Source organism: Enterovibrio norvegicus FF-33, assembly GCF_000286835.2.
GTDB lineage: Bacteria > Pseudomonadota > Gammaproteobacteria > Enterobacterales > Vibrionaceae > Enterovibrio > Enterovibrio norvegicus_A.
The window spans coordinates 2848479-2872930 of the sequence record NZ_AJYD02000038.1 but is presented as its reverse complement, the minus strand read 5'-3'; the positions used below and the strand labels follow the sequence as shown (position 1 = coordinate 2872930).

25 protein-coding genes are annotated in these 24452 nt (G+C 46.5%); 13 read left to right on the top strand and 12 right to left on the bottom strand.

What is annotated here, in order from left to right; all coding sequences use genetic code 11:
- Positions 1-5: 5 nt before the first annotated feature.
- Positions 6-605 carry a TetR/AcrR family transcriptional regulator gene (locus A1OO_RS20785; RefSeq protein WP_016961026.1) on the bottom strand — a complete coding sequence of 200 codons (600 nt, stop codon included), beginning with the start codon at positions 603-605 and terminating at the stop codon, positions 6-8.
- Positions 606-735: 130 nt separating this feature from the next.
- Complete coding sequence (locus A1OO_RS20780; protein WP_026023978.1) at positions 736-1131, bottom strand: NINE protein; 396 nt, start codon at positions 1129-1131, stop codon at positions 736-738.
- A gap of 268 nt (positions 1132-1399) precedes the next feature.
- On the opposite strand from A1OO_RS20780, the gene A1OO_RS20775 reads away from it, so the two are divergent.
- From A1OO_RS20775 to A1OO_RS20765, 3 genes are all read left to right on the top strand, one after another.
- Positions 1400-2287 (top strand): Tim44 domain-containing protein, encoded by an 888-nt coding sequence (locus A1OO_RS20775; RefSeq protein ID WP_016961028.1) that lies wholly within the window; start codon positions 1400-1402, stop codon positions 2285-2287.
- Positions 2288-2563: 276 nt separating this feature from the next.
- Positions 2564-3751: an MFS transporter gene (locus tag A1OO_RS20770; protein WP_017004290.1), complete on the top strand. Its 1188-nt coding sequence runs from the start codon at positions 2564-2566 to the stop codon at positions 3749-3751.
- A gap of 131 nt (positions 3752-3882) precedes the next feature.
- Positions 3883-4122, top strand: a complete 240-nt coding sequence (locus A1OO_RS20765; protein WP_016961030.1) for a TIGR02647 family protein — start codon at positions 3883-3885, stop codon at positions 4120-4122.
- A 102-nt stretch (positions 4123-4224) separates the two neighbouring features.
- On the opposite strand, the gene A1OO_RS20760 is transcribed toward A1OO_RS20765, so the two are convergent.
- The 6 genes from A1OO_RS20760 to dinG form a co-directional block, all read right to left on the bottom strand.
- Positions 4225-5646: an alanine/glycine:cation symporter family protein gene (locus A1OO_RS20760; protein WP_017004289.1), complete on the bottom strand. Its 1422-nt coding sequence runs from the start codon at positions 5644-5646 to the stop codon at positions 4225-4227.
- A 459-nt stretch (positions 5647-6105) separates the two neighbouring features.
- Entirely contained in the window at positions 6106-6276 is a 171-nt protein-coding gene (gene rsmS / locus A1OO_RS20755; protein WP_016961032.1) for a pleiotropic regulatory protein RsmS, read from the bottom strand.
- On the bottom strand, positions 6273-7187 hold the full coding sequence (locus A1OO_RS20750) for a histone deacetylase family protein (protein ID WP_016961033.1): 915 nt from the start codon (positions 7185-7187) through the stop codon (positions 6273-6275). The genes rsmS and A1OO_RS20750 overlap by 4 nt, the downstream gene beginning before the upstream one ends.
- A gap of 9 nt (positions 7188-7196) precedes the next feature.
- Positions 7197-7745 (bottom strand): primosomal replication protein PriC, encoded by a 549-nt coding sequence (gene priC, locus A1OO_RS20745; RefSeq protein ID WP_017004288.1) that lies wholly within the window; start codon positions 7743-7745, stop codon positions 7197-7199.
- Positions 7746-7826: 81 nt separating this feature from the next.
- Positions 7827-8600, bottom strand: coding sequence for a TSUP family transporter (locus A1OO_RS20740; protein WP_017004287.1), 774 nt, complete (start codon positions 8598-8600; stop codon positions 7827-7829).
- 34 nt (positions 8601-8634) lie between these two features.
- On the bottom strand, positions 8635-10713 hold the full coding sequence (gene dinG, locus A1OO_RS20735) for an ATP-dependent DNA helicase DinG (RefSeq protein ID WP_016961036.1): 2079 nt from the start codon (positions 10711-10713) through the stop codon (positions 8635-8637).
- Between the two features lie 518 nt (positions 10714-11231).
- On the opposite strand from dinG, the gene A1OO_RS20730 reads away from it, so the two are divergent.
- Together A1OO_RS20730 and A1OO_RS20725 are read left to right on the top strand one after the other, a co-directional pair.
- A complete protein-coding gene (locus A1OO_RS20730; RefSeq protein WP_017004286.1) occupies positions 11232-12239 on the top strand; it encodes a porin in 1008 nt (335 codons plus the stop codon).
- A 76-nt stretch (positions 12240-12315) separates the two neighbouring features.
- Positions 12316-12942: a YccT family protein gene (locus A1OO_RS20725; protein ID WP_241819216.1), complete on the top strand. Its 627-nt coding sequence runs from the start codon at positions 12316-12318 to the stop codon at positions 12940-12942.
- 29 nt (positions 12943-12971) lie between these two features.
- On the opposite strand, the gene A1OO_RS20720 is transcribed toward A1OO_RS20725, so the two are convergent.
- Positions 12972-13328: a TraR/DksA family transcriptional regulator gene (locus A1OO_RS20720; protein WP_017004284.1), complete on the bottom strand. Its 357-nt coding sequence runs from the start codon at positions 13326-13328 to the stop codon at positions 12972-12974.
- Between the two features lie 312 nt (positions 13329-13640).
- On the opposite strand from A1OO_RS20720, the gene A1OO_RS20715 reads away from it, so the two are divergent.
- The 5 genes from A1OO_RS20715 (at position 13641) to recR (ending at position 18159) form a co-directional block, all read left to right on the top strand.
- Positions 13641-14039 (top strand): YbaN family protein, encoded by a 399-nt coding sequence (locus A1OO_RS20715; RefSeq protein WP_017004283.1) that lies wholly within the window; start codon positions 13641-13643, stop codon positions 14037-14039.
- A 117-nt stretch (positions 14040-14156) separates the two neighbouring features.
- A complete protein-coding gene (gene apt / locus A1OO_RS20710) occupies positions 14157-14702 on the top strand; it encodes an adenine phosphoribosyltransferase (RefSeq protein WP_016961046.1) in 546 nt (181 codons plus the stop codon).
- Between the two features lie 105 nt (positions 14703-14807).
- Positions 14808-17069, top strand: coding sequence for a DNA polymerase III subunit gamma/tau (gene dnaX, locus A1OO_RS20705; protein WP_017004282.1), 2262 nt, complete (start codon positions 14808-14810; stop codon positions 17067-17069).
- A 138-nt stretch (positions 17070-17207) separates the two neighbouring features.
- Entirely contained in the window at positions 17208-17537 is a 330-nt protein-coding gene (locus tag A1OO_RS20700; RefSeq protein WP_016961048.1) for a YbaB/EbfC family nucleoid-associated protein, read from the top strand.
- Positions 17538-17556: 19 nt separating this feature from the next.
- Positions 17557-18159 carry a recombination mediator RecR gene (gene recR, locus A1OO_RS20695; protein ID WP_016961049.1) on the top strand — a complete coding sequence of 201 codons (603 nt, stop codon included), beginning with the start codon at positions 17557-17559 and terminating at the stop codon, positions 18157-18159.
- Positions 18160-18222: 63 nt separating this feature from the next.
- Here the strand turns inward: recR and A1OO_RS20690 are convergent, their stop codons facing one another.
- The 3 genes from A1OO_RS20690 to A1OO_RS20680 all read right to left on the bottom strand — a co-directional run bounded on the left by A1OO_RS20690 (position 18223) and on the right by A1OO_RS20680 (position 20193).
- Positions 18223-18516, bottom strand: coding sequence for a hypothetical protein (locus A1OO_RS20690; RefSeq protein WP_017004281.1), 294 nt, complete (start codon positions 18514-18516; stop codon positions 18223-18225).
- Between the two features lie 241 nt (positions 18517-18757).
- Positions 18758-19309: a regulatory protein ToxS gene (locus A1OO_RS20685; protein ID WP_017004280.1), complete on the bottom strand. Its 552-nt coding sequence runs from the start codon at positions 19307-19309 to the stop codon at positions 18758-18760.
- On the bottom strand, positions 19300-20193 hold the full coding sequence (locus A1OO_RS20680; protein WP_026023976.1) for a transcriptional regulator: 894 nt from the start codon (positions 20191-20193) through the stop codon (positions 19300-19302). The genes A1OO_RS20685 and A1OO_RS20680 overlap by 10 nt, the downstream gene beginning before the upstream one ends.
- A 196-nt stretch (positions 20194-20389) precedes the next feature.
- Between A1OO_RS20680 and htpG the strand changes: the two genes are divergently transcribed.
- The 3 genes from htpG to hemH all read left to right on the top strand — a co-directional run bounded on the left by htpG (position 20390) and on the right by hemH (position 24425).
- Positions 20390-22297: a molecular chaperone HtpG gene (gene htpG, locus A1OO_RS20675; protein ID WP_016961052.1), complete on the top strand. Its 1908-nt coding sequence runs from the start codon at positions 20390-20392 to the stop codon at positions 22295-22297.
- Between the two features lie 277 nt (positions 22298-22574).
- Complete coding sequence (gene adk, locus A1OO_RS20670; protein ID WP_016961053.1) at positions 22575-23219, top strand: adenylate kinase; 645 nt, start codon at positions 22575-22577, stop codon at positions 23217-23219.
- Between the two features lie 234 nt (positions 23220-23453).
- On the top strand, positions 23454-24425 hold the full coding sequence (gene hemH, locus A1OO_RS20665) for a ferrochelatase (RefSeq protein WP_026023975.1): 972 nt from the start codon (positions 23454-23456) through the stop codon (positions 24423-24425).
- Positions 24426-24452 lie beyond the last annotated feature (27 nt).

Genomic DNA, 24452 nt, shown 5'->3' with positions numbered 1-24452 from the left:
TGCAGTTAGCTTGCTACCCAGCTGGATAAATACCCTGTGAGCAGGTTATCAATCAACTTACCGCCGTCAACGGGGGCATCAGTAAACAATTTGTCATCAACACTCAACAAGGTAATACCATGAACACCAGACCACAGGACACGACTGGCTTGTACAATGTCATCGTCGCTTTTGTTTGGTGAAAGCTGTCGGAGCAGCGTTTCGAGCATTCCTGTCATATTTTGGATTCGGTCACTGTGCCATTCAGGCATTTTGTCGCCTTGCATGGTGTGTTCGAACACTAATCGCCAGCGATAAGGATTGGCCGCTGCAAAATCTAAATAAAGGTGCGCAAGTGCAAAGAGGGCGGCATTTGGGGTATCGGTATCGGCGAGTCTATTTTTTGCCTGATACTGAAGATCGTCCAAGGTGCGGGTAACAACGTGGAGAAGCAAAATATTATAGCTGCCAAAAACATTGACCAAGGTGCTGGGGACGTAGCCGATCATGGCGGCGATTTTGCGGAGGCTTAGCGATTGATAGGGTTCTGACTTCAAAAAATCTTCAACGCAATTTAGCGTCATTTCTACCAATTCTTCGCGGCTATGGTCGTTTCTGCGTGCCATTACATCAATGCTACAAAATAGTGAACAATGTTCGATATTCTAGGAGTGGCGGATCTAAAGGGCAAGTTACGTGCCTCTCAGTTTGAAGATATAGAGCAAACAGAGAGGCTTATGTGAGCGGCGTGTGCTTTTACGAGAAGCGCTGAGAGTTTTTAATGGACACTTGGTCGTTTAGTGTCCAGAAATCGTAGATGAGTCCGATAAGGAAAAATCCGCCTGTAAAGAGGTAAAGAATACCGGTGATCCATTTGCCCATGTACATACGATGAACACCAAATAAACCAAGAAATGTCAGCAAAATCCAAGCAACAGAATAGTCATACTGCCCGCTGTTAAAACGAAGATCGGCTTCGCGATCCATGGAAGGGATCAAAAAGAGATCGATTAACCAGCCGATACCGAACAATCCGAGCGTGAATAACCAAATCGTTCCCGTCACTGGTTTGCCGTAATAGAAACGGTGCGCGCCAAGAAAACCAAAAATCCAGAGTATATAACCGACTGTTTTACTGTGTGTATCGTTCATGGAATTTCCCCCTAAAGCATTTAACGCGAGAGTGTAAAACAACTTAAGCGCAAAGTGACTGATGTAAATCGTATTGAGTGCGTTTTTTTTGTCAAAGTCGCTAAAAGAAGAAGCCTGATCGCAAAAGGCATGAGAGAGCATGAAGGTGGAAATAAACGCTTAGTAACATTTTCAACGGGTGCATAGATTGACTTTATTTGCGATGGGCTTAGCATGAATGCATGTTACGCTTTTTGCGTAGTCTTGAAACTGAACGTAAAGGTTTGCAATGAAACGTTTTTTTGGATTGTTCGCGCTAATGTTTGTGATGGTGGTTTCTGCCCCACATGCTGAAGCGAAAAAATTTGGTGGCGGGAAATCTTTCGGCAAAAGCTTTAAGACTGCTCCAGCACCTAAATCTCAACCAACCAACACGAATTCTCTCAACAAGCAAAATGACCCTGCTTCTGCGGCGAAATCTTCGTCTAGAAAAGGCATGTTGGGTGGCTTGATGGGCGGCCTTCTTGCTGGTGGTTTGATCGCTGCTATGTTTGGGGGCGCGTTTGATGGCTTCCAGATGATGGATTTTCTGATCATCGCTGTGATTGCCTTTGTGCTGTTTAAGATCTTCAAGAGCTTAATGGCCGCGAAAAATGGTGCAATAAGCCAGCCGAATCGACAAGCGTATGCCGGTAATAGCCAGCAAAAAAGTAACGGCTATTATCATGAGCAGCCTCAGTCTCGCGAGTCGACAGCAACGTCTTCAACGGGTGGTTTTGGTGCGGTAAACAACGACGTACCTTTTAACTTTCCCCCTAATTTTGACATGGCGGGATTTGTAAACGGTTCGCGTGAGCATTACCGTATTTTGCAAGGCGCATGGAATCACAACCAACTCGAAACCATCCAAGAGTATGTGACCCCTGAGCTTTACAATGACCTGTCAGAAGAGCGCAGTAAGCTTTCTGGCGAGCAGCAAACTGAAGTGATGTATGTTGATGCGGAAATTGTTCGTGCGGATTACGACAATCAACGCGCGCAGCTGAGCTTGCAGTTCAGCGGTCGTTACCGTGATGGTCAGGAAGGTGTCGAAGAAGACATTACTGACATCTGGCACTTGGAACGCGATATGACACAAGCTAACTCACCATGGTTAATTGTGGGTATCCAAGCGTAATATCAAGCTCGCTAGCGATATTGAAAAAGCAGCTGCCAGTCAGCTGCTTTTTTGTTGCCATTCACGTCTTACATACTTTAGCTTAACGTCGCCGTTACCGATTAACTCCTACCCTCCTGCTCTCCTGCTTAACGTTTAACCCCCTTCTTTCTTCAATCATCTTCAAACGATAAGCAACATGACTTCAATGATTCTTATGTTTGACCTAAACCATTCTCGTTAGCTTATTTGATACAACGCAGTTACAGTGTGGAAAAACCTGCTGGGAGCGTCTGCGTGAATGCACTGAAAACACCAACGAACTTATTGATCGCGATGGCTTTCATCATGGCGATGACATTTTCTGTTTGGAATGTTTTGCTTAACAACTTTGTGGTAGAGAAAGCGGCATTTACGGGGAAAGAAATCGGGATATTACAAAGCTTGCGCGAAGTCCCTGGCTTTCTGGCATTTACTGCTATCTATTTGCTGCTTTGGATACGCGAGCAGAGCTTTGCAATTTTGTTTCTCGCCCTGATGTGCATCGGGGTGGCTGTGACGGGGTGGTTTCCTAGCGAATGGGGGCTTTATCTCACCACCGTGGTGATGTCGATTGGGTTTCACTATTTCGAAACGGTGAATCAGTCGTTGACTCTACAGTGGGTGGATAAAGACAAAAGTGCGCAGTTTTTGGGGCGAGTATTGGCGTGGAAAGGCGCCGCGAGTCTCATCGCTTATGCCACTGTGTGGTTTGTCATGGAATGGCTAGGTGCGGACTACAATGCGGTATACATGTTATTCGGCTTTTTTGGCTTGGGCGCCGTGCTGTTTCTGTGGCTTAGCTTCCCCTCGTTTGATTCGCCCCACGTACAAACACGTCAGTTAATTCTTCGTCAACGATACTGGCTTTATTACGGCTTGACGTTTTTAAGCGGCGCACGCCGACAAATCTTCATCGTATTTGCGGGATTTATGATGGTGGAGAAGTTCGGTTACTCAGTGGGTGAGGTCAGTCTACTGTTCATCGTTAATTATGCCTTCAACATGTTGTTTGCCACTAAAATTGGCGCGTGGATTGGCAGGGTGGGAGAGCGACGGGCGCTGACCGTTGAATACATGGGTCTCGCCATTGTCTTTACGAGTTATGCTTTTGTTGAGAACGCGCAAATGGCGGGTGCCTTGTATGTGATTGACCACCTGTTTTTTGCTATGGCGATTGCCATTAAAACCTATTTTCAAAAGATTGCCGATCCACAAGATATTGCGTCAACGGCAGGTGTCAGTTTCACCATCAATCACATTGCGGCAGTTATCATTCCTGCGGCGTTAGGGTTGGTATGGTTGTATTCTCCAACGGTTGTATTTTTGTTCGGGACAGCGTTGGCGTTGAGTTCGTTGGTGTTATCTCGCTTTATTCCTTCAGTACCAGAGCCTGGAAATGAAGTGCGATTTTTCAGAACGAAGCACACCCAAGATGTGGCATAAATCAAATTTCTGAGGTTTTACTGGAAATTGAATAAATTGATCGACCAGTTCTTGATCTCGGCACAGTTTACCGCACGTTTGAAGGTCTATATTGACTCAACTGTTTGATTGTAAATGATTGCGGAGCCCTTATGCTTTTTACCTCAGAACTGCTTGAAGAAATGAATGTACTGGTGAAATTTACACTTTCAACAGACATGGCGGGATTAAAGGTTCGCAGCGATGCTGATCCTATTCTGGTTGCTGCCACAGAACGTTTGTATGATAAAAAACTGGTCACAGCGAAAGACGGTGGGTATTTGACATCTATTGGTCGTGATGCGGTTGAGCACGCCAAAGAAGCTTTGCGCATTCTAAGATCCGAGCCTTAGTCGACACCGACCAACCAATGATTTTATTGATGCACAAAAGGGAGCCCGAAGGCTCCCTTTTTTAATGACCGCTGACTTAATTCGATTGGTATAAGCCGAGGCTTATTGCCAAACGTCCTTGTCGATTTCTTTGTCCAGTTTCGGGAACTTCTTGCGGTCGAAGGTTGGCGTTTTACCAGCCTTGCGTTGTGCCTCGTAGTCTTTCAACAAAGCGAACGCGACGCCAGAAAGGCCCAGAATGGCGACTAAGTTAATCATCGCCATCATACCCATCGACAAATCAGCGAATGCCCACACGGTTGGCAAATCGACCACTGCACCAATCACTACCATAGCCAGTACGGCTACACGGTAGATGTTGATTGCTAACTTGCTTTTGAATATGTACTCGATGTTTGATTCGCCATACGAGTAGTTGGCAATCAACGACGTGAATGCAAACAACAAAATAGCGATAGCAACGAAACCTGCGCCCCATGGGCCTACTTCGGTAACCAGTGCTGCTTGAGTCAGTGCAATACCTGTTAGGCCACTTTCCGTATCCAACATGCCTGAAAGCAGGATGATGGACGCTGTTGCTGTACAGATAACGATGGTGTCGATAAACACACCCAGCATCTGAACGTAACCTTGGGCGGCAGGGTGGTTTGGACGTGTTGTCGCAGTTGCAGCTGCGTTTGGCGCCGAACCCATACCCGCTTCATTCGAAAATAGACCGCGTTTGATACCTTGCATCATTGCAGCGCCAATCGCACCGCCGGCAGCTTGTTCAAAGCCCAGCGCGCTTTTAACGATGGTGGCAAAAATTTCAGGCAATACACCGATGTTAATAGCAATAACGTAAACGGCCACAATCAGATAGCCAATGGCCATGAATGGCACAACCAGTTCAGCAACACGCGCGACGGAGCGCATTCCACCGAAGATAATTGGCGCGACGCCTATGGCCAGAATGATACCTACCCAGGTGTTATCAGTGCCAAATGCGGTGTTCATCGCTGCGGCAATCGAGTTTGATTGGACGCCGTTAAATGCCAAGCCAAATGCAACAATCAAACAAATTGCAAAGGCGATGCCTAACCAGCGCTGTCCTAGACCTTTTTCGATATAGTACGCAGGGCCGCCGCGGAAGGTGTTGTCTTTGTGATTAACTTTGTATGCCTGAGCCAGTGTTGACTCCACAAAGCTAGTCGACATGCCGACCAATGCAGTGACCCACATCCAGAATACGGCGCCAGGACCACCCAGATAGATAGCGACAGCTACGCCTGCCATGTTACCGGTGCCAACGCGAGCCGCGAGGCTGGTGCTGAATGCTTGGAAAGAGGAAATACCACCATCAGCGCCTTCTCGGCTGACTTTGATAAGTGAGAACATGTGCCCGAAAGAGCGAAATTGGAGGAAACCAGTGCGAATAGTGAAGTACAGACCCGCGCCGATCAAAAGGTAAATAAGCACGCTTCCCCATAGCAAGCCATTCCCGGCATCGACAAAGGATACGAATAATTCTTTTAGTTCCGTCATAACAAACTCTACTGTCGTCAAAAATAAAAAGGCAGCGGAGCGATAAGGAGGAGACAAGGGATCTGAAACTTCCTTTTCAGCTCTCTGCCCCGGGTAACAAAAATCACCCTGGCGACGCTTCCTTGCAGAGATTCATGGCCTGTAGCGTTGCGCGTCTATTGCGCTATCTCCAAATCCGTTTGAGCATGTCCCTACGGCCAGTCTTAATTCATGAGCTTTTAGCGCCATGAGATTTAAAACGGCGCGATAATACTTCAAATTGGTGATCTGAGCATCTGAAAGTTTTGCTAATTGTACGTTCTGTAATCATATGGGTGGGTTTTGATGGGTAATTCCAACATAAACACTGAAATTGGTTAACATTGAAGGGGTGGATTCGACTGGGATAGATGTAGCAGTAGGGGGCGAAGAAATGAAACGAGCCCTGCTTAGTAAAGCGTTGGGCTGTGCCCTGAAGAATCAGTTTTCTTGACGTTGTACTTTGTTTTCAAAATCCGCTTTTACGATCTCTAACGCTTTCAATACGGTTTCTGGCGTCACATTATTGTTCTCCAATAAATAGATAAGATCGACGGCAAGTTTTACGTCGTCAGGTGCTTGCTCTAATCCAGATTGATTCATTGTTTTCATATCTCGGTATGTGGGTAGTAGGTGTTCAATGCCGCGCGAACAAGTTCTGCATGGAGCGGAACCAGTGCCGTCTGTTCCGTACGATAACCGCCACCGATCACTGCAGCAACAGGAATTTGGTGTGCTTTACACGCTTCAAATACTGCGTTGTCTCTTTGCGCAATACCACTCTGGCAGACAGACATATAGCCAAGTTCATCGTCGGTATGAATATCAACGCCTGCATCATAGATCACCATGTCGGGTTGATGCTGCGCGAGGGCGAGTGTCAGACACGGTATAAACTCACGAAGATACTTGTCGCTGTCTGTACCGATGGGCATGGGTAAGTCGATGTCAGATTCAGGTTTGCGCGATGGGAAGTTCTTGTCGCAATGCACCGAGAGCGTCACGATGTCAGATCGGTCTTGTGCCAGTGTTGCGGTGCCATCACCTTGATGAACATCACAATCCACAATGAGTACTTTTTCAATTTCCGGGTAAGACAGTGCATGGTTAGCGGCAAGAATAAGATCGTTAAACAAGCAAAATCCGCTACCAAAATCAAAGTGTGCGTGGTGGTAGCCGCCAGTAAGGTGAATCGCCACACCGTGCTCAATTGCTTTGTCGACTGTGAGTGTTGTACCGCCTAAAGATGTCAGTGATCGCTGAATCAGCGCTGGGGTCCAAGGAAAACCAATTCGTCGCATTTTGACCAAAGGGAGGTTGCCAGAGATGAGCGCATCGACATAGTCGACATGATGAATGGCCTTTAGTTTGTCGCTGCACAAGACAGTAGGTTCAAACGATTGAACGGGCCACTGCTGTTGCTCGATAAATGTTTTGAGCAATTGATATTTTTGAAGCGGGTAGCGATGTCCGTCAGGTAACGGGAAATTAGAATAAATATCATGATAAACAAGGGGCAACATATTTTCTTATCACCCTTTCTTTTCTCGAAATGCAATCTGAGCTTCAATTTTCTTTTTGGACTCTCGACAACGTGCCAGTCGGTTTTCCGCGACCAACAAATTTTTCTGTGCGCCTTGTTGTTCCGCGATAGTATTGCCATGCGCGATGTTCAATTCCGCATCGCGTACCATATCGGCTAAACGCCGCTCCCACTCCTGATGTTGAGCAAGCTCTTGGTATAGTTGCCCTGTGGAGGTGCCGAACCTCGGTGCAAAACTACGCTCTTTCTGTCGAATCGATACCGTCGCCATTTCGCGTTGCAACGCGCTAATTTGATTGATGAGTTTTTCACACAGATGTTCAGCGCGTTGAGGTGATAGCCGGCCACTGGATTGTTCTCGTTCTAGTGTGTCCACCACGCTTTTTGCTTCTGCCACGCAAGGCGTGAGGAAACGAGAAAGGGTACGAAACAAGCGCTCATCAAACAGTGGCTTGATGCCTTCGCCGCGTCGCCTATCTATCTCAGCGGCTTGAATTGCCAATGCATTGAGCTGTTCTTTTAGCGAGGATAAATCCATGTTATTTCTCAAATTGACGGTGAAAAATCATACCAATCGGATAAACCAGCAAGAATGACTGAATATTTACGCTGATTGGTATTAGAACCACGCATCGATGGCGAGCTTCACCGACAGTATCACGACAACGGTGATGAACACAGGGCGAATAAAAGCGCTGCCAAAACGAATCGCAGAGTGTGCGCCAATGAAAGCGCCCATCATCAGAAAAACGCCCATGGTGAGGCCAATTGCCCAGTTAACGTGACCAAGAATGATAAAGGTGATGAGCGAAGTAATGTTACTGGTGAAATTCATCGCCTTTGCGAGACCGGATGATAACAACATATTCATCTTGTACATCGACATCGACGAAACGACCCAAAACGCGCCCGTTCCAGGCCCGACGACGCCATCGTAAAACCCAAGCGTGAGTCCTTGGCCCCATTGTTTTGTTTTTAATTTTGGGTCATCTTTTGGCAATGCATGCCCATCGACTTTCGGCTGTGGATGCCAGATGGTGTAAACCGCTATCGCCAATATGATAAGAGGCAGTGCTTTCTCAAGCCATGCGGTACTGATGTAGTTCACCAGTAAAGTACCTAATATTGCCCCCACTAACGTGGCAAAAAACGCCTGACGCCAAAATGTCGGAGAGAAAAGCTTTTTACGGTAATAGGTTAACGCTGCTGTTGAGGAGGCAAACGTGGCAGCGAGTTTATTGGTACCCAAAACAATGTGCGGCGGTAGGCCAATTGACAAGAGGGCGGGCACGGTGAGCATGCCACCTCCGCCTGCGACAGCATCAATAAAGCCAGCCAAAAATGCAACCACGGCGAGAATGGCAATAGTGGATGGGTCAAAAAGTTCTAGCATTTAAGGTGGCTCGTCAAGTTGTGTGTCATAACGGCTATAAGTGATCTATGACACGTTTAAACGGTGGCAATGCATCCAACAGTGCCTTGCCATAGCGGCGGGTAACGACGCGTCGATCTAACAAGACCACTCGACCTGAGTCGTCTTCTTTGCGCAGCAGTCTACCTGCTGATTGTATAAGCTTTTTACTTGCCTCTGGAACTGAAATTTGCAGGAAAGGATTCCCACCTTTCCGTTCAATGTACTCTGCATGGGCTTCTTCAACGGGCGAGGTGGGCACCGCAAACGGGATCTTTGTGATAATAAGATTTGTCAGTTGATTACCGGGCAGATCCAGGCCTTCTGAAAAGCTGCCTGTACCAAACAGTACGCTCACCTTTCCTTCTTTGCAGCAACGCCGGTGCGCGTCAAGAATGGCCGTGCGTGAAGCTTCTCCCTGAATATGAAGATGCCATCCATTCTTTTTGATCTGGGCGCGCATTTTGTCTGCCACTTGATTCATTTGCCAATAGGAGGAAAACAGCACGAGACTAGATGTTTGCCCTTCAAGGTATTCCATCAATACGTCAGGAAGCATGTTGGTAAACCCATCCTGCTGTGGCTCATAAGGTAACGATGGAACAACGAGCAATGCGTTTTCTTGGTAGTCGAACGGCGATGGCAGGGCTAAGAAACGTGTGCCATCGTTTTCATCCAACCCGACTTGGCGGCAAAAATAGCTAAACGAATTGAGCGCGCGAAGTGTTGCAGACATTAAGCTCACACCTGCTGCGCGCGACCACAACAGTTGGTCGAGTCGCCAACCGATCTCGAGCGGGGAAACATGCACGACAAGATCATTTTCACGTTCAGGACATTGTTGGATCCAGCGAGCCAGAGGCGCACCTTTGGTGGCGTTGGGTTGTGCCATCAGTGTCCAAACCTTTTCTAGGTTTTCCATCCGTTGCAGGAAGAACGCGGATTCAGCTAGTAGGGGATCGGCAAGTCGGGCGCTGATCTCGCCGTCTTTCACTCGCTCGGACACAAGGTCATGCATTTTTGCTTGAGATTGATGAGCTTTTTTGACTGCCTTTTGCAGCTCCTTGGCTTCGTTAACCAGAGATTCAGGCAACTCGCCATCTTCAAAGCGATAGATGCCATCGGCATTAAGTGGCAGCGATTTGAGCATTTCGCGCACTGCACGAAGCCCGGGAATAAGAACTTGGATGCCCGTTTGAAGTGCATCAAGGAATCGGCTGCTACGTTTGATGTCGCCTGCGTTAGCGAGTTTTGATGCGGATTGATTGAGTTTCTCTAACCACGAAGCCGCACCAATTAAACTTGCCGATGCTGCCGAAAAGTCGCGTGCCACAATAGGAAGATGGTGCGCTTCATCTATCATATATAGCGCTTGTTCAGGTTCTGGGAGTATCACGCCACCGCCAAGCTCCAAATCCGCCATAAGAAGGCTGTGATTGGCAACGACCACGTCTGCTTTGTCGAGAAATTCACGCGCCTTTGCAAATGGACAGCCTCGGTGTGCGTGTAAACCGGAGTGGCAAGTGTGCTTGTCTGAGATAATGCTCATCCAGACCGAGTCGGGAATGGTTTTCGGCCATGCGTCTCTATCCCCGTCCCACTTCCCCTTTTTATATGCCTCATACATGTCGTTGACGAGGTCGATATCAGACTTTTTAGGTTTCTTTTCAAAAAGTGCCTGTTGACCATGACCTTCGGCGCTCGCTGCACCGGCGAGTTTTTCTCCACAACAATATCGTTGACGGCCTTTGGCTAAGACGAAGCTGAATTCTTTCGGAATGATCCGTCTGAACAACGGCAAGTCTTTTTCGATGAGCTGCTCTTGCAGGGCAACCGTGGCGGTAGAGATAACGACCTTTTTATTGTTGTTCAATGCAAAAGGAATAGAACCCATCAGGTAAGCCATTGACTTCCCGATGCCCGTGCCAGCCTCTGCAACCAGAATTCGACGCTTGGGGTTGTACTCCCCAGCAAGTGTTTTTGCTAACTCTGCAACAAGGTAGTTTTGCGCCTTTCTTGGAACAAAATTCTGCAATTGCGCTTTTAAATTCTCGTAGCTGCAACGTATGTCTTTTTTAACTGATGGACTAAGCATTGAGGGCACATAAAGGTAACGGGAACCGCATTATATCACGGCTGGAGAATGTGAATGAGTTCAAGTATTCGGTCATTTGTTTTTTGTTTTGGGATTCAGATCACGAATATGAGTTGAACTAATATTAGCTATCGCTATGAAAACCATAGTGAATGCCATTCACTGAATAGTGGAGTGGTTTGCAGCATGTTATGCTAAAAATCTTTGTTTTTTTGCTGTTTTTCGGATTTATATATCGTGATGATATTGCGAGTAACTTTGCAGATTTTTTACATTTTGACATTAATATTGTGATCTCGCTCGAGGCTGCCTGTCTATATTGCTGTATTTAAATGGTTTTTTGTTTTTTTGATATTGATTTTTGTGGATTTGACAGATTTTAGATTTCTCTGCACTCTAAGTTTCGAAGTTAAAGCGTATTTGTTGCTCGTTCTTTGTGACGCTGTGACAAGTACAAACTATAAAAGGGATCCTGGAACAGGAATTCCATTCTAATAAAGAAAAGGCAGTGGATTAACATGAAAAAGACAATTCTAGCTATGGCAGTTCCAGCTCTGTTGGCAGCAGGCGCGGCACAAGCAAGCGTTAACTTGTACGATGCAGACGGCGTTTCTGTTGATCTGTCAGGCGCAGCTGAAATCCAATACTACAAAGGCTACAGCGAATCAGAAGATGCAAACCTTCGTATTGACGATGCAGACCTGTTTTTGAGCACGGCTATTGCTGTGTCTGATACTTTGGATGCCGTTGCAGGTATGGGTTTCAAGTACGAAGACCAATTCAATGGCACCCTTTCTAATGACAATGGCGCTGTTAAAAATGATGAATTGTGGGTAGGTTTTGCGAGCAGTGAATTTGGTTCACTGACTTTTGGTCGCCAATTGCTGCTATCTGATGATGCAGGCAACCAGAAAGATTACGAGTTAGGTACCGAGCAAATTGATTTTGTTGTAACTCAAGGCTCACAAGTTATCAAGTGGGTATACGATAATGGTACTTTCTATGCGGGTGCTAACGTAGATCTAGACCAAGATAAGGCTGATTCTACAGACGGTCGTCAGATTCTTGGTGGTCGTATCGGTGCGCGTTATGAAGGTCTTGATGGTCGCGTGTATCTGTACGATGCTGAAGATATCTCAGGCGAAGATGTATCAGGCTTTAATGCAGAATTGAACTGGGTTATTACCGATGCATTTGATGTTGCATTGAGCTACGGTCAAGTTGACTACAAAATTCACACAAATACTTCTGACAAAACAGAAGTAGATGTGTTTGGTATTTCTGGTGGGTACCAAGCGGATGAAAAAACATATTTCGCTGTAGGTTATGACATTATTGATACCAGCCCATCGGCGAATGGTTCTTATGCCAAAAAAGAAACCAACAGCCTTTACGCAAACGCTACTTACAAGGTAGCTACCAATGCTAAGGTTTATGCTGAAGTTGGTGTAACTGACCAAGAAGTAAACAACGCAGATGTTAACACTGACACTGGTTATGTTTTGGGCATGGAAGTTAAATTCTAATTATTGCTTAAACGTAATATGTTAAAGCCGCCTTTCAGGCGGCTTTTTGTTTGAATGGAGAGAATAGATGTTTAGAGTGCTTTTGGCGGTGTTTGTTATTGTTTCGGGTAGCGTAAATGCGGCGCAGATTGAAGCGAGCCATGGTCTTGAGTTTCTCGTTATCAATGGTAAGGGCGCTAAAGAATTTGGGCCAGAAGCCAATAAGCGATTAGACCTTATTTCGGGGAATCACCAAATTGTTGCTCGATTTGATGGAGAAGTGAAGCGTGGTTCTAAAACAACAATCTTCACATCCAAGCCCTACGTGTTTGATGTTGAGATTGAGAATGAAGATCTTGTTTTAGTTGTTCCGAAATTTAGATCTGAGAGCCAAGCGAAAGCTTTCTTTAGAAATCCTGAGTGGGGAATTGAAACTGTCTCTACGGGTAAAACTGCAATCATTTTAGGTGTTTTGATGAAGGGCAGTGGTTTTGGTTCTTACAGCAATATGGAAGAGGCTGTCGCAAACTATAATCGCCAGAACGGTATCATCATCGAAGGCGGCGAAGCGAAAGATCTAGAAGATGTTTTGGTCAATATTGATGATAAAGGCAACGTTGATATCACTGGCGATGCCGCAACACAGCTAAAACTTTGGTATACAAAAGCAACCAACGAAGAGAAGAAAGCATTTAAACGTTGGATGATTGATCAAGACTTTTGATTAACCAAACTCAGCACGAGTAAAAGCCTCTATAAAGAGGCTCTTACATGATGGTAGTGATTGTGATTACGACACTCTTCACAACGTAACTCTGCTGGGTCACGTTGTAAATCGTCTAAAGCAATTTCTTCTTCGCAGTCTGCACAGAGCCCATAGAGACCTGTGTGGATTGCACAAAGTGCCGCATCAATTTTTTCTAAGCGTAAGCCATCAGCATGCAAGGTACTACTTTCTCTCCTGCAAAGTTTAATCAGATGTGCCGTCGGTACGTTGGATACATCTAATCCTGTCAGTTCAATCAGCGCATCTTCCAATCTGCTACGAACGGTTTCTTTCTCATTTACGAGGTTTTTTTGTAGCTGTGCTACGATTTCTATATCAAGCATGGTGATATCTCAGTGCGCGTCATATCCGAAGTAGTCTAGCGAATCACGGTATTCGTGCTCTGATATATATCAAGACAACGCGGATAAACCCTGATGTTTGTCGGTATTTAGCGCGGTGGTAAACGGTTATATTGTCAGCCCAATCAATAGATGTTGAAGTAGAAGGAAGTGAATGATGGATGCTAACTACAAAGACCCGTTTAATGCCGTATATTTTTTGGGAATGGTGGCAGTGGTGTTGATCCCAACATTGCCGGCAACCCTAACGTGGATCGGCATGTTGAGCAGATAATCTGCAAGCAAGGGGGGAGCGTGCAGTTTTCTTTAAAACGATTTCTATTTATCATCCTCGGATGGATATCGGTTGTTTTAGGCGTTATCGGTATATTCCTCCCGCTGTTGCCCACAACCCCTTTTATGTTGTTAGCCAGTGCGTGTTTTATGCGTGGCTCTCCCCGTATTGCAGCTTGGCTGCATCAACATCCCACATTTGGTCCCATCATTTGTAATTGGAATGAGCATCGTGCGATTGATCGAAAAATCAAACGTCGCGCCAATGTCTTCATCGTCCTGAGCTTTTCCCTTTCTGTTGCTGTTGTCCCTGAGCTTTGGCACAAATGTATGCTGATTGTGATGGCGTGCGTACTTTTAACTTGGTTTAATCGTTTGCGCGAAATTGAACCTGTTGCTCACGCCCCTGAAAATACATAACATGGCGGTTTGGTCCCCATTGTCGGGCGGGCGTTAATGCCCAATGTAAAGCACTCACGCAATGGGACACACACACTTCCTGAGTATTACGGAAGCCACTTCTCGTGGTGAGCTATTATGAGCCAAGACAAAATCGCATTTATTAAAGACAGCATCAAAAGCATTCCTGACTATCCAAAAGCAGGTATCATTTTCCGTGACATCACTAGCTTGATGGAAAATGCGCAAGCCTACCAAACCACCATCGCGCTATTGGTTGAGAAATATCGTGACCAAGGCTTCACTAAAATTGTGGGTACAGAGGCGCGCGGTTTTCTTTTCGGCGCACCGCTGGCGCTCGAGTTGGGCGTTGGCTTTGTGCCTGTTCGTAAGCCGGGTAAACTGCCACGTGAAGTGATCAGTGAAAGCTACGAGTTGGAGTATGGCGTCGACACGTTAGAAATTCATGTCGATGCGATCCAAGAAGGTGACAAGGTCTTAATGGTCGACGATCTGCTGGCGACTGGCGGCACAATCGAAGCGACCACTAAGCTGATTCGTCGTTTAGGTGGCGAAGTCGCTCACGCCGCTTTCATTATTAACTTGCCAGAGATTGGCGGTGAAACGCGCCTTGAAGCACTCGGCCTTGATGTTTACAGCCTGTGTGAATTCGACGGTCACTAATTGCCCAATTGAACGGTTATTGATGGAAGAGCGTGATCGTCAGGATCGCGCTCTTTTTGTGTCTGTGCTACGATTGCCGAAGATTATCACCAGAATTTATAACGCATGAGTTATCAGGTATTAGCCCGAAAATGGCGCCCGCATCAGTTTCGCGATGTGGTCGGCCAGTCACACGTTCTGACCGCGTTAGCTAACGCGTTAGATCACAACCGATTGCATCACGCCTACTTGTTCAGTGGTACCCGAGGCGTGGGTAAAACAACCATTGCTCGTATCTTTGCCAAGGGCTTGAACTGCGAACAAGGTGTCACATCAACGCCGTGTGGTGTGTGTTCAACGTGTCAGGAAATCGATCAAGGTCGATTCGTTGATCTGATGGAGATCGATGCCGCGTCCCGTACTAAGGTTGAAGATACCCGTGACTTGCTTGATAACGTGCAATACAAGCCGGCACGTGGGCGATACAAAGTCTACTTGATTGATGAAGTGCATATGCTGTCAAGACACAGCTTTAATGCCTTACTCAAAACGCTGGAAGAGCCGCCCGAATACGTTAAATTCCTGTTGGCGACCACCGATCCTCAAAAGCTGCCTGTCACGATACTTTCTCGCTGTCTTCAGTTTCACCTGAAGCACCTAGATGCGACCCAAATTAAAGATCAGCTCACGTATGTACTTGAGCAAGAAGCAGTCCCTTCTGAGATTCGTGCATTATCCCTGATCGCGCGTGCGGCTGAAGGCAGTATGCGTGATGCGCTGTCGCTGACCGATCAAGCCATAGCGCTTGGCAATGGTTCAGTCTCTGAACTGCAAGTCACCGAAATGCTCGGTACGTTGAGCACAGACCAAGCGATTTTGTTGCTAGAAGCACTGGCTGAAGGCCATGCCGATCATGTCATGCAGTGTTTGACCCATCTTGCTGAAGTCGGCGTTGAATGGGACGGATTGTTAAAAGAAATCGCGTCGCAGCTTCATCGTGTCGCCATGGCGCAGGCATTGCCTGAATCGGTTGATGCTTCTTCGCCTGATGCTGAACGCGTTTTGTCTTTGGCGCGCACATTGTCGCCACAAGACGTTCAGCTGTTTTATCAAATTACGCTTCAAGGGCGTCAAGATTTGCCGTATGCACCGGACGGTCGTGCTGGATTGGAAATGGTGTTACTTCGTCTGTTGGCCTTTAGACCTGTGACGTCGTCTCAATTCGAACCTGCATCGATTGCCGTTCCATCGGTAGAACCCGCTTCAATAACAGCCGAGAGCTCACCTGCGCAAGCTGCAAGCTCGGTCGCGCAAGACAGACTCGCCTCGTTGAAAGCGCAAGTGGCTTATAGCCGAGTGCCTCAGCCACATGTGGAAGTGCCTCCTGCACCTCAGGCCGCCTCACCAACCATTGCTCCTGCGGCGATGCCATCGACGGCTGTGCCTGCGGTAGCACCTTCTCAGGCTGCACCGCAAAAGTCTGTGCCTGTTGCGCAGCCGCAATATGATGAAGACCCACAGTTGTCTTCACACATGGCGGCCATGGAGCAAGATGCGCAGCGTGAATATGAGCAAGATGGGCATATTGAACCTGAATCATCAGCGCCCCAAATGCCTGTTCAGACGGGAAGCACGAATACAGCGACGTCGACTTCTGGATCACAAGGTGGTTCATCCGCGGAAAGCTTATTAGCTGCACGTAATATGCTGAGAAGCAGAGTACGTCAGCAAGAGGGCCAATCGCCAAAAAAGGGTAAAACGGTATCGGCTGGCAGCGAATCGCTGTCAGTGATGGAGAGGATCGCGGCAAAGCATAAACCTGCCGATCCGGCAAAATTCCAAGCGGCGTCGATGCCGACAGCTGAAGTGAATATTGGTGATGACGCTTATCGTTGGAAGCCAACATTCGCAGCGCCCGCGCCTCAAATAGCCGTGATTACACCAGAGAAAATAAAGAAAGCGTTAGCGCATGAACGTACGCCAGAAATGCGTGAAAAGCTTGAGGTGGAATCCATAGAACAAGATCCGTGGAGTCAAATAGCCAGTGCGTTGAACATTCCGCGTCTTGTTAAGCAAATGGCACTCAATGCTGCGATGGAGCAAGACGGACAGCAGATCCACTTGTTTCTTCGCGCGGAACAAGGCCATCTAAACACAGAACCCGCGCAGGCGGTGCTTGTTGAAGCATTGAGCCAACAGCTTGGCTTTGCCGTCACTCTCTCTGTCGAGTTGAGTGAAAAGGGCACGACACCACTGGAATGGCGAGACAAGCTTTACACAGAAAAACTGGCTCAAGCGAGTCAAAACCTGAGTGATGATCCAAATGTTCGCTTTATTTGTCAGCGGTTTTCTGCAGAAATAGATGAAGAGAGCATTCGACCTATATAAACCACCTAAGAGGCTATTTACTTTTCGAAATTGAATTTTTAGCGGTATACGCTTTATGATTGGCCACAATGAACTAAGTTGAGGCCACATTGAGTGTCGACCTCAAGGTAAATAGCTCCATCAAAAAGAGAGAAAATTATGTTTGGTAAAGGCGGAATGGGCAACCTGATGAAGCAAGCGCAGCAGATGCAAGAGCGCATGCAGAAGATGCAGGAAGAAATCGCAAACATGGAAGTGACCGGTGAAGCAGGTGCAGGCCTAGTGAAAATCACCATCACGGGCAGCCATAGTGTTCGTCGTGTCGAAATCGATGAAAGTTTGATGGAAGACGACAAAGACATGCTGGAAGATTTGATTGCTGCGGCATTCAACGATGCGGCGCGTCGTGTTGAAGAAGCACAAAAAGATAAAATGGGCGATGTGACTGGCGGTATGCAGATGCCACCAGGCTTTAAAATGCCATTCTAACGGAATTCGTTAATTAATTATGCGTACAAGCCAACTGCTTGAACAATTGATGGAAGCGTTACGTTGTCTGCCGGGTGTAGGCCCGAAGTCGGCACAGCGTATGGCTTTTCATCTTCTTCAACGCAATCGTCAAGGTGGCATTAGGCTATCTGAAGCGCTGCAATCGGCAATGATAGATATTGGTCATTGCGTTAAATGCCGAACCTTCACTGAGGAAGAGGAATGTGCGATTTGTGCCAATCCTCGTCGTCAGGAAAATGGGCAGATTTGCGTGGTAGAAAGCCCCGCAGATATTGCAGCCATTGAAGCGACGGGGCAATATTCTGGTCGCTACTTTGTGCTGATGGGTCACCTATCACCTCTCGATGGGATTGGGCCGACAGACATTGGTTTGGATGTGTTGGAACGACGCCTTGCCACTGAGTCTATTTCTGAGCTGATTTTGGCGACGAATCCGACGGTTGAAGGCGAAGCTACTGCGCATTACATCAGCGAATTATGCGTTGAACATAGTGTGATAGCGAGTCGTATTGCCCATGGCGTTCCCATGGGAGGTGAGCTAGAACTGGTGGACGGTACAACCTTGTCCCATTCCATCATTGGCCGGCACCGATTAGGTTAATGATTTGTTTGAATAGATAAAGGCCGAGAGATCGGCCTTTATTTTTTTACGCTAATGATGACTTTATTGATGTGAAATAAACGCTTTTGTTGAAACGGTTTCACCATCAAGGGTTATCGCAGTGAATTTAACGGACTTCGGTCGTTGGCTGTCCACGGAAACAAACACTCGACCACGATCGTTAGTGACAAATTGATTATTGATGCTTGCACCAACGATAGGCTCACCAGCTTGTGTCAGCTTAACCCAGGCGCCATCGTTTATTGGTGTGACGTCAATATCTAACTGATGTGATGGCATTGCCATTGCGATAGAAGAGCTGAAAATCATACTCAAAGCAAGAATTGTGGTTTTCATAATAATATCTCCTGTCAAAATTGCTGTATCAGCAATGTCTACACAATAAGAACAATCAGAAAGGATCACAACAGAGTTATTTGCTCTAATCGGTCTAAAAATTGGTGCAAGATTCTTTTGTTTTTCCGGTCAAACCTGATGGTTTCTGAGTAACTTTCAATAAAGCGAAAAACAAAAAAAAACGCCAGCAATGCTGACGTTTTTATAAACTGGATTCGAAAAAGAAACAGAGAGGGTAAGGCTAACTTTGATTGTATAAAATCATCGAACCATGATTCAAACTCGTCAGAAGTAATGAACCGTCGCCCAAGACATCGATACGTCGAACTTTCTCCGCACCGAGTCGATAGAAGGTGCGCACCAGTGCAAGGTCTTCTTCAGACAACTCTGTGGTGTCGCCTGTTGTTACGTCTTTGATTTGACCCAGTTTCAGTTTTAAATAGCCGCCGCTGACTTCCCACTCGCCCGATTCGGAAACAGACATCACTATCTGAATATTTTCGGTTTCATTTTTCAGTATGATCTGCGTATCGCGAGAGTAGGTATTGTCCGGCAAGAACACCATATTGCTATGTTGTTCTGTGGTTGTTAGGCCAGTGACATCTCTGTACGCTGACTCTTCAATATAGTTAATGGTTTTAGAGTTCCAATGCTTGGTAAGCAACAGATTAGCGATACGGAAATCTTCACCCAGGTATACCCAGCCGCTGCCAACAATCGAGAGCAGTAGCAAAACAAAAGGGCCGAAGCGCTTAAGTTGATCCCTTCTGCGCGGTGCGTTCATTAACGGCATAGCGTATGACTCTCCTCATGGCTCGTCAGCAGAACATAGGTGAGGTTTTCATCTGCATCTTTTTCGCTGTGAATGTAATTCAATGATATTTGGCTATCTTGCCCACCAGTCACAATCACTTCTTCTAATTCGCGATCCTGACCATAGTAACTAATGTACTTAGCGACACATCGTTCAACCATAGGTTGCCACTGACTAATACGCGCATTGGTCACTGGGATATAGACGGGTATGTTTTGTACGGTGAGTATTTCACGAAATGCTTCAGACTTTGGCGTCGAGTAAACGTGAAATGCGATGGGTACCAGTAGCGCCAAAATAAAGGCAGTCCAAGAACTCAGGGGAGTTTTGACTTTTTTAACAACGTTTGGCTGGGCGAATACGTCAGCAACTATGGGCTCTGGCGCCACAGACACGTCGTGTTGCTCGCTGACTTTAATGTCGTCTTCTTGAATCTCTGTAATCTCACCGGATGTCACTTCTGGCTCGGATTCTTGATTTGTCGCCTCAACGGTATGCGGCAGATCTACTGCTTGGTCGTTATACGCTTCGACAGAGCAAATAACTTGGTAGCCGCGTTTAGGCACGGTTTTGACCACTAGTGGGTGCTTTGTCGAATCTTTTAACGCTTTTCGCAGTGTGGAAATAGATTGGGTTAGGCTGGAGTCGTCGACTTCAAAACCTTGTTTACGCCAAACATAGTCATGAATGCGATTACGCGTAACGATAGCGTGAGGTTCCTCGATAAGAACCATCAGTACCCGGCACTCGTTACTGCCCAGCCTGACGAGGTCATCATTTTCATGGAGATCGACCAACGAGCTTTCGCTAGGAGAAAAGACAAAACGCTCTCCCAGAAGGTAACGGTTCGATTTAATTAACATCCGATATATTAACCTGCGCGTATTTTGAGCGATTTTAGATAAAAACCACTGAATTTGGACGGGATTGAGAAGGATTATACTCGAATTGCGAAAAAGACCTCAAGAAATCAAAAAATGAAATTTAGACCTTGAAAAGCAACATTACGGCCTTATCTAAAGAGGGTACTTAACTGAACCACATTTGTTTGGAGTTATAATGAGCGATCAAGCCACTCTACATAATAAGGAAACACGAGGTTTCCAATCTGAAGTGAAGCAGCTGCTACACCTCATGATTCACTCTCTTTATTCCAACAAAGAGATCTTTTTACGTGAATTGATCTCAAACGCGTCTGATGCGGCAGATAAATTACGCTTTAAAGCGCTGTCTGATTCTGCACTGTATGAAAATGAAGGCGACTTACGTGTGCGCCTGAGTGTTGATAAAGAAGCAGGAACCCTGACCATTGATGACAATGGTATCGGCATGACTCGTGAAGAAGTGATCGAGAACTTGGGGACGATTGCAAAATCAGGTACCGCCGATTTCTTCAAACAACTTTCAGATGATCAAACCAAAGATAGCCAACTTATCGGCCAATTTGGTGTGGGTTTCTATTCTGCGTTCATCGTGGCGGACAAAGTGACTGTCACTACCCGCGCTGCTGGCACTGACCATGCGAATGCGACCCTTTGGGAATCTGCTGGCGAAGGTGACTACACCATTGAGGGCATTGAGAAAACAACCCGTGGTACGTCAATCACCCTGCACCTTCGTGAAGATGACAAAGAATACTTAGATGAATGGCGTCTTCGTGAAGTGATTGGTAAATATTCTGATCACATTGGTATTTCGGTTGAAATGTGGACCAAAGAACGCGACGAAGAAGGCAACGAAAAAGACGAAGGTAAGTGGGAGCAAATTAACAAAGCGCAGGCGCTTTGGACCCGCTCAAAATCTGATATCAGTGACGAAGAATATCAAGAATTCTATAAACACCTCTCCCACGATTTTGCGGATCCACTGCTTTGGAGCCACAACCGTGTAGAAGGTAAGAATGATTACACTAGCTTGCTGTATGTGCCTTCAAAAGCACCATGGGACATGTTCAACCGTGATCACAAACACGGCCTGAAATTATATGTCCAGCGCGTGTTCATTATGGATGATGCCGCGCAGTTTATGCCGAACTACCTGCGTTTCATTCGTGGTCTGATTGATTCAAATGATCTGCCTTTGAACGTGTCACGTGAAATTCTGCAAGATAACAAAGTGACGCAAACGCTGCGCAATGCCTGTACCAAGCGTGTTTTAACCATGCTGGAGCGTATGGCAAATAACGACGCTGAAAAATATCAAAGCTTCTGGAAAGAGTTTGGCTTGGTATTAAAAGAAGGCCCTGCGGAAGACTTCTCAAACCGTGAGAAAATTGCGGGTCTGCTGCGTGTCGCATCAACGCACACTGACAGCAGTGAGCAAACCGTGTCACTGGCTGACTACGTTTCACGCATGAAAGAAGAACAAGACAAAATCTACTTCTTGACGGCAGATAGCTATCAAGCGGCTAAAAACAGCCCGCACCTTGAGCAGTTCAAAGCGAAAGGTATTGAAGTGGTTCTGATGTATGACCGTATCGACGAATGGCTAATGAGTTATTTGCCAGAGTTTGACGGTAAGCAGTTCCAGGCCATCACGAAAGCGGACCTGGATCTGAGCAAGTTTGACGATGATGCCGAGAAAGAAAAACGTGAAGAAACCCAAAAAGCGTTTGAATCTGTGGTCGAGCGTGCGAAAGCTTACTTGGGTGATCGAGTGAAAGAAGTACGCACGACCTTCAAGCTGTCAGGAACACCAGCAGTGGTGGTGACGGATGAGTTTGAAATGGGCACACAGATGGCAAAACTACTGGCAGCAGCGGGTCAGCAAGCGCCAGAAGTAAAGTACATCTTCGAATTGAACCCTGAGCATGCATTAATCAAACAAATGGCTGATGAAGCCGACGAGGCGGTATTTGGTCGTTGGGTGGAAATGCTGTTGGGGCAAGCCATGCTCGCAGAGCGCGGTTCAATGGAAGATCCGTCACAGTTCTTGACTGCAGTTAACCAACTCTTGACTAAAGGCTAATTGCATTCAGGTAACGAATAGATAAACATCAATATACGCCCAGCATGAAAAGCTGGGCTTATTTATGTCATATACCTAAACGCCCTCATTGAGACATGAAAATCGAATTTTTTATCGGGCAAGTCAGCACGAATTTTAGTGCAAAGAACGTTTAACGGGAAACCGTTCGAAACGTGCTCTAGCGTGCTAAAACTCAGGACGTGAGGTTGTTTAGGTATCAATAACCGTGTATGTTTCAGGTTTTTGCGAAACTCCAAAGTAAAGAAAGGGGATAACTATGCGCATCATTCTTCTGGGCGCTCCAGGTGCAGGTAAAGGTACTCAAGCGCAATTCATCATGGAAAAATATGGTATTCCACAAATTTCCACTGGTGACATGCTGCGTGCTGCAATAAAAGCAGGCACTGAAATGGGCAAACAGGCGAAAGCGGTTATCGACGCAGGTCAATTGGTATCTGACGATATCATTCTGGGTCTGGTAAAAGAGCGCATCGCACAGGAAGATTGTGCGAAAGGCTTCCTGTTGGATGGCTTCCCACGCACGATTCCTCAGGCGGATGGCCTGAAAGAAGTCGGTGTAAATGTGGATTACGTTTTGGAGTTCGACGTTGCTGATAGCGTTATCGTTGAACGCATGAGCGGTCGTCGTGCCCACCTAGCTTCTGGTCGTACTTACCATGTCGTTTACAATCCATCAAAAGTGGAAGGTAAGGATGACATCACGGGTGAAGATCTGGTTGTTCGCGATGACGACAAAGAAGAAACCGTTCTGGCACGTCTTGGCGTATACCATGAGCAAACTTCTCCACTGATTGCTTATTACCAAAAAGAAGCTGAAGCAGGTAACACTCAATACCTGAAGTTCGATGGAACACTGCAAGTTTCTGACGTGAGCGAAGCGATCGAAAAAGCACTAGGTTAATTCCTTTTTTCGATGCAAAAAGGGCAATCTTATGATTGCCCTTTTTTGATCGCTTTAATGAATGAAGCAGTATTGGACTCATGCTCTGTGTTCCTCTATTCCCAAACTTCTCAAGGTTACTGGATACAAAAAGAGTATGTAGTTAACGCTTTGCCTTTAAGACGAAACCCGCTAATCTCGATGAGATGAATCTTGGGTCAGTGTATTGATAACGCTCTGTTTAAGCAGGTTGAAATGGAAAATAACGAAAACAATGTAGGGGTTCTGCTGGTTAATCTTGGAACGCCAGAAGCGCCAACCGCCAAAGCAGTTAGCGCATTTTTAAGTGAGTTTTTGCACGATCAGCGAGTGGTTGATATGACTCGCTGGCTCTGGTGCCCGTTGTTACACGGTATTATCCTTCCTGTGCGCTCGCCGAAAGTGGCAAAGCTGTATCAAAGCGTATGGATGGATGAGGGCTCACCGTTAATGGTGCACTCAAAGCGTCAGCAAGCGGCGCTAGAGCAAATTCTGGATATCCCCGTTGAGATTGGCATGACATACGGGTCGCCAAGCATAGCGTCTGCAGTGAGCGCGTTGAAGGACAGAGGTTGTAACAAGATTTTGGTGCTACCTTTGTACCCTCAATATTCACGCACTACCACGGCGGCGGTGTTTGATAAGCTGGCCAAATCGTTAAAAGACCAACCTGTCTTGCCTGAGTTTCGGTTTATTAATCACTATTACAGTGAGGACAGCTACATTGATGCCTTGGCTCAATCGGTCGAAGCGCAGTGGGCTGCGAATGGAAAGCCTGACATGTTGGTGTGTTCTTATCATGGTATTCCTAAACGTTATGCGGATAACGGTGACCCGTATCGCGAGCATTGCCTAGCGACCACGGAAAAGCTAATTGCACGTCTCGATACCGATGTCGCGATAAAAACCACGTTCCAATCACGTTTTGGTCGGGAAGAGTGGCTACAGCCATATACCGACAAAACATTGGAGCAATTGCCAAAGGAAGGGGTTAAACGCCTTGACATCATTTCTCCTGCATTTTCGGTCGATTGCCTAGAGACGTTGGAAGAAATCTCTGATCAATGCCACGAGACGTTTATGGAAGCGGGCGGGGAAGTCTTTAACTTTATTCCTTGCCTAAATGATTCTCCCGCGCATATTGCCATGATGAAACAGTTGGTTGAGCGTCATACCCAAAATTGGTAGCCCCAGTTCCCACCTGATTGCGTTTTG

Coding starts and splice junctions, on each gene's coding strand:
- A1OO_RS20740 (WP_017004287.1), bottom strand. CDS start 8,600: ATGCTAGAACTTTTTGACCCATCCACTATTGCCATTCTCGCCGTGGTT.
- A1OO_RS20765 (WP_016961030.1), top strand. CDS start 3,883: ATGCTTTTTACCTCAGAACTGCTTGAAGAAATGAATGTACTGGTGAAA.
- A1OO_RS20690 (WP_017004281.1), bottom strand. CDS start 18,516: ATGAAAACCACAATTCTTGCTTTGAGTATGATTTTCAGCTCTTCTATC.
- dnaX (WP_017004282.1), top strand. CDS start 14,808: ATGAGTTATCAGGTATTAGCCCGAAAATGGCGCCCGCATCAGTTTCGC.
- priC (WP_017004288.1), bottom strand. CDS start 7,745: ATGGATTTATCCTCGCTAAAAGAACAGCTCAATGCATTGGCAATTCAA.
- rsmS (WP_016961032.1), bottom strand. CDS start 6,276: ATGAAAACAATGAATCAATCTGGATTAGAGCAAGCACCTGACGACGTA.
- adk (WP_016961053.1), top strand. CDS start 22,575: ATGCGCATCATTCTTCTGGGCGCTCCAGGTGCAGGTAAAGGTACTCAA.
- A1OO_RS20680 (WP_026023976.1), bottom strand. CDS start 20,193: ATGTTAATTAAATCGAACCGTTACCTTCTGGGAGAGCGTTTTGTCTTT.
- A1OO_RS20685 (WP_017004280.1), bottom strand. CDS start 19,309: ATGCCGTTAATGAACGCACCGCGCAGAAGGGATCAACTTAAGCGCTTC.
- A1OO_RS20780 (WP_026023978.1), bottom strand. CDS start 1,131: ATGAACGATACACACAGTAAAACAGTCGGTTATATACTCTGGATTTTT.
- htpG (WP_016961052.1), top strand. CDS start 20,390: ATGAGCGATCAAGCCACTCTACATAATAAGGAAACACGAGGTTTCCAA.
- apt (WP_016961046.1), top strand. CDS start 14,157: ATGAGCCAAGACAAAATCGCATTTATTAAAGACAGCATCAAAAGCATT.
- hemH (WP_026023975.1), top strand. CDS start 23,454: ATGGAAAATAACGAAAACAATGTAGGGGTTCTGCTGGTTAATCTTGGA.
- A1OO_RS20730 (WP_017004286.1), top strand. CDS start 11,232: ATGAAAAAGACAATTCTAGCTATGGCAGTTCCAGCTCTGTTGGCAGCA.
- A1OO_RS20775 (WP_016961028.1), top strand. CDS start 1,400: ATGAAACGTTTTTTTGGATTGTTCGCGCTAATGTTTGTGATGGTGGTT.
- A1OO_RS20720 (WP_017004284.1), bottom strand. CDS start 13,328: ATGCTTGATATAGAAATCGTAGCACAGCTACAAAAAAACCTCGTAAAT.
- A1OO_RS20785 (WP_016961026.1), bottom strand. CDS start 605: ATGGCACGCAGAAACGACCATAGCCGCGAAGAATTGGTAGAAATGACG.
- A1OO_RS20750 (WP_016961033.1), bottom strand. CDS start 7,187: ATGTTGCCCCTTGTTTATCATGATATTTATTCTAATTTCCCGTTACCT.
- recR (WP_016961049.1), top strand. CDS start 17,557: ATGCGTACAAGCCAACTGCTTGAACAATTGATGGAAGCGTTACGTTGT.
- A1OO_RS20760 (WP_017004289.1), bottom strand. CDS start 5,646: ATGACGGAACTAAAAGAATTATTCGTATCCTTTGTCGATGCCGGGAAT.
- dinG (WP_016961036.1), bottom strand. CDS start 10,713: ATGCTTAGTCCATCAGTTAAAAAAGACATACGTTGCAGCTACGAGAAT.
- A1OO_RS20700 (WP_016961048.1), top strand. CDS start 17,208: ATGTTTGGTAAAGGCGGAATGGGCAACCTGATGAAGCAAGCGCAGCAG.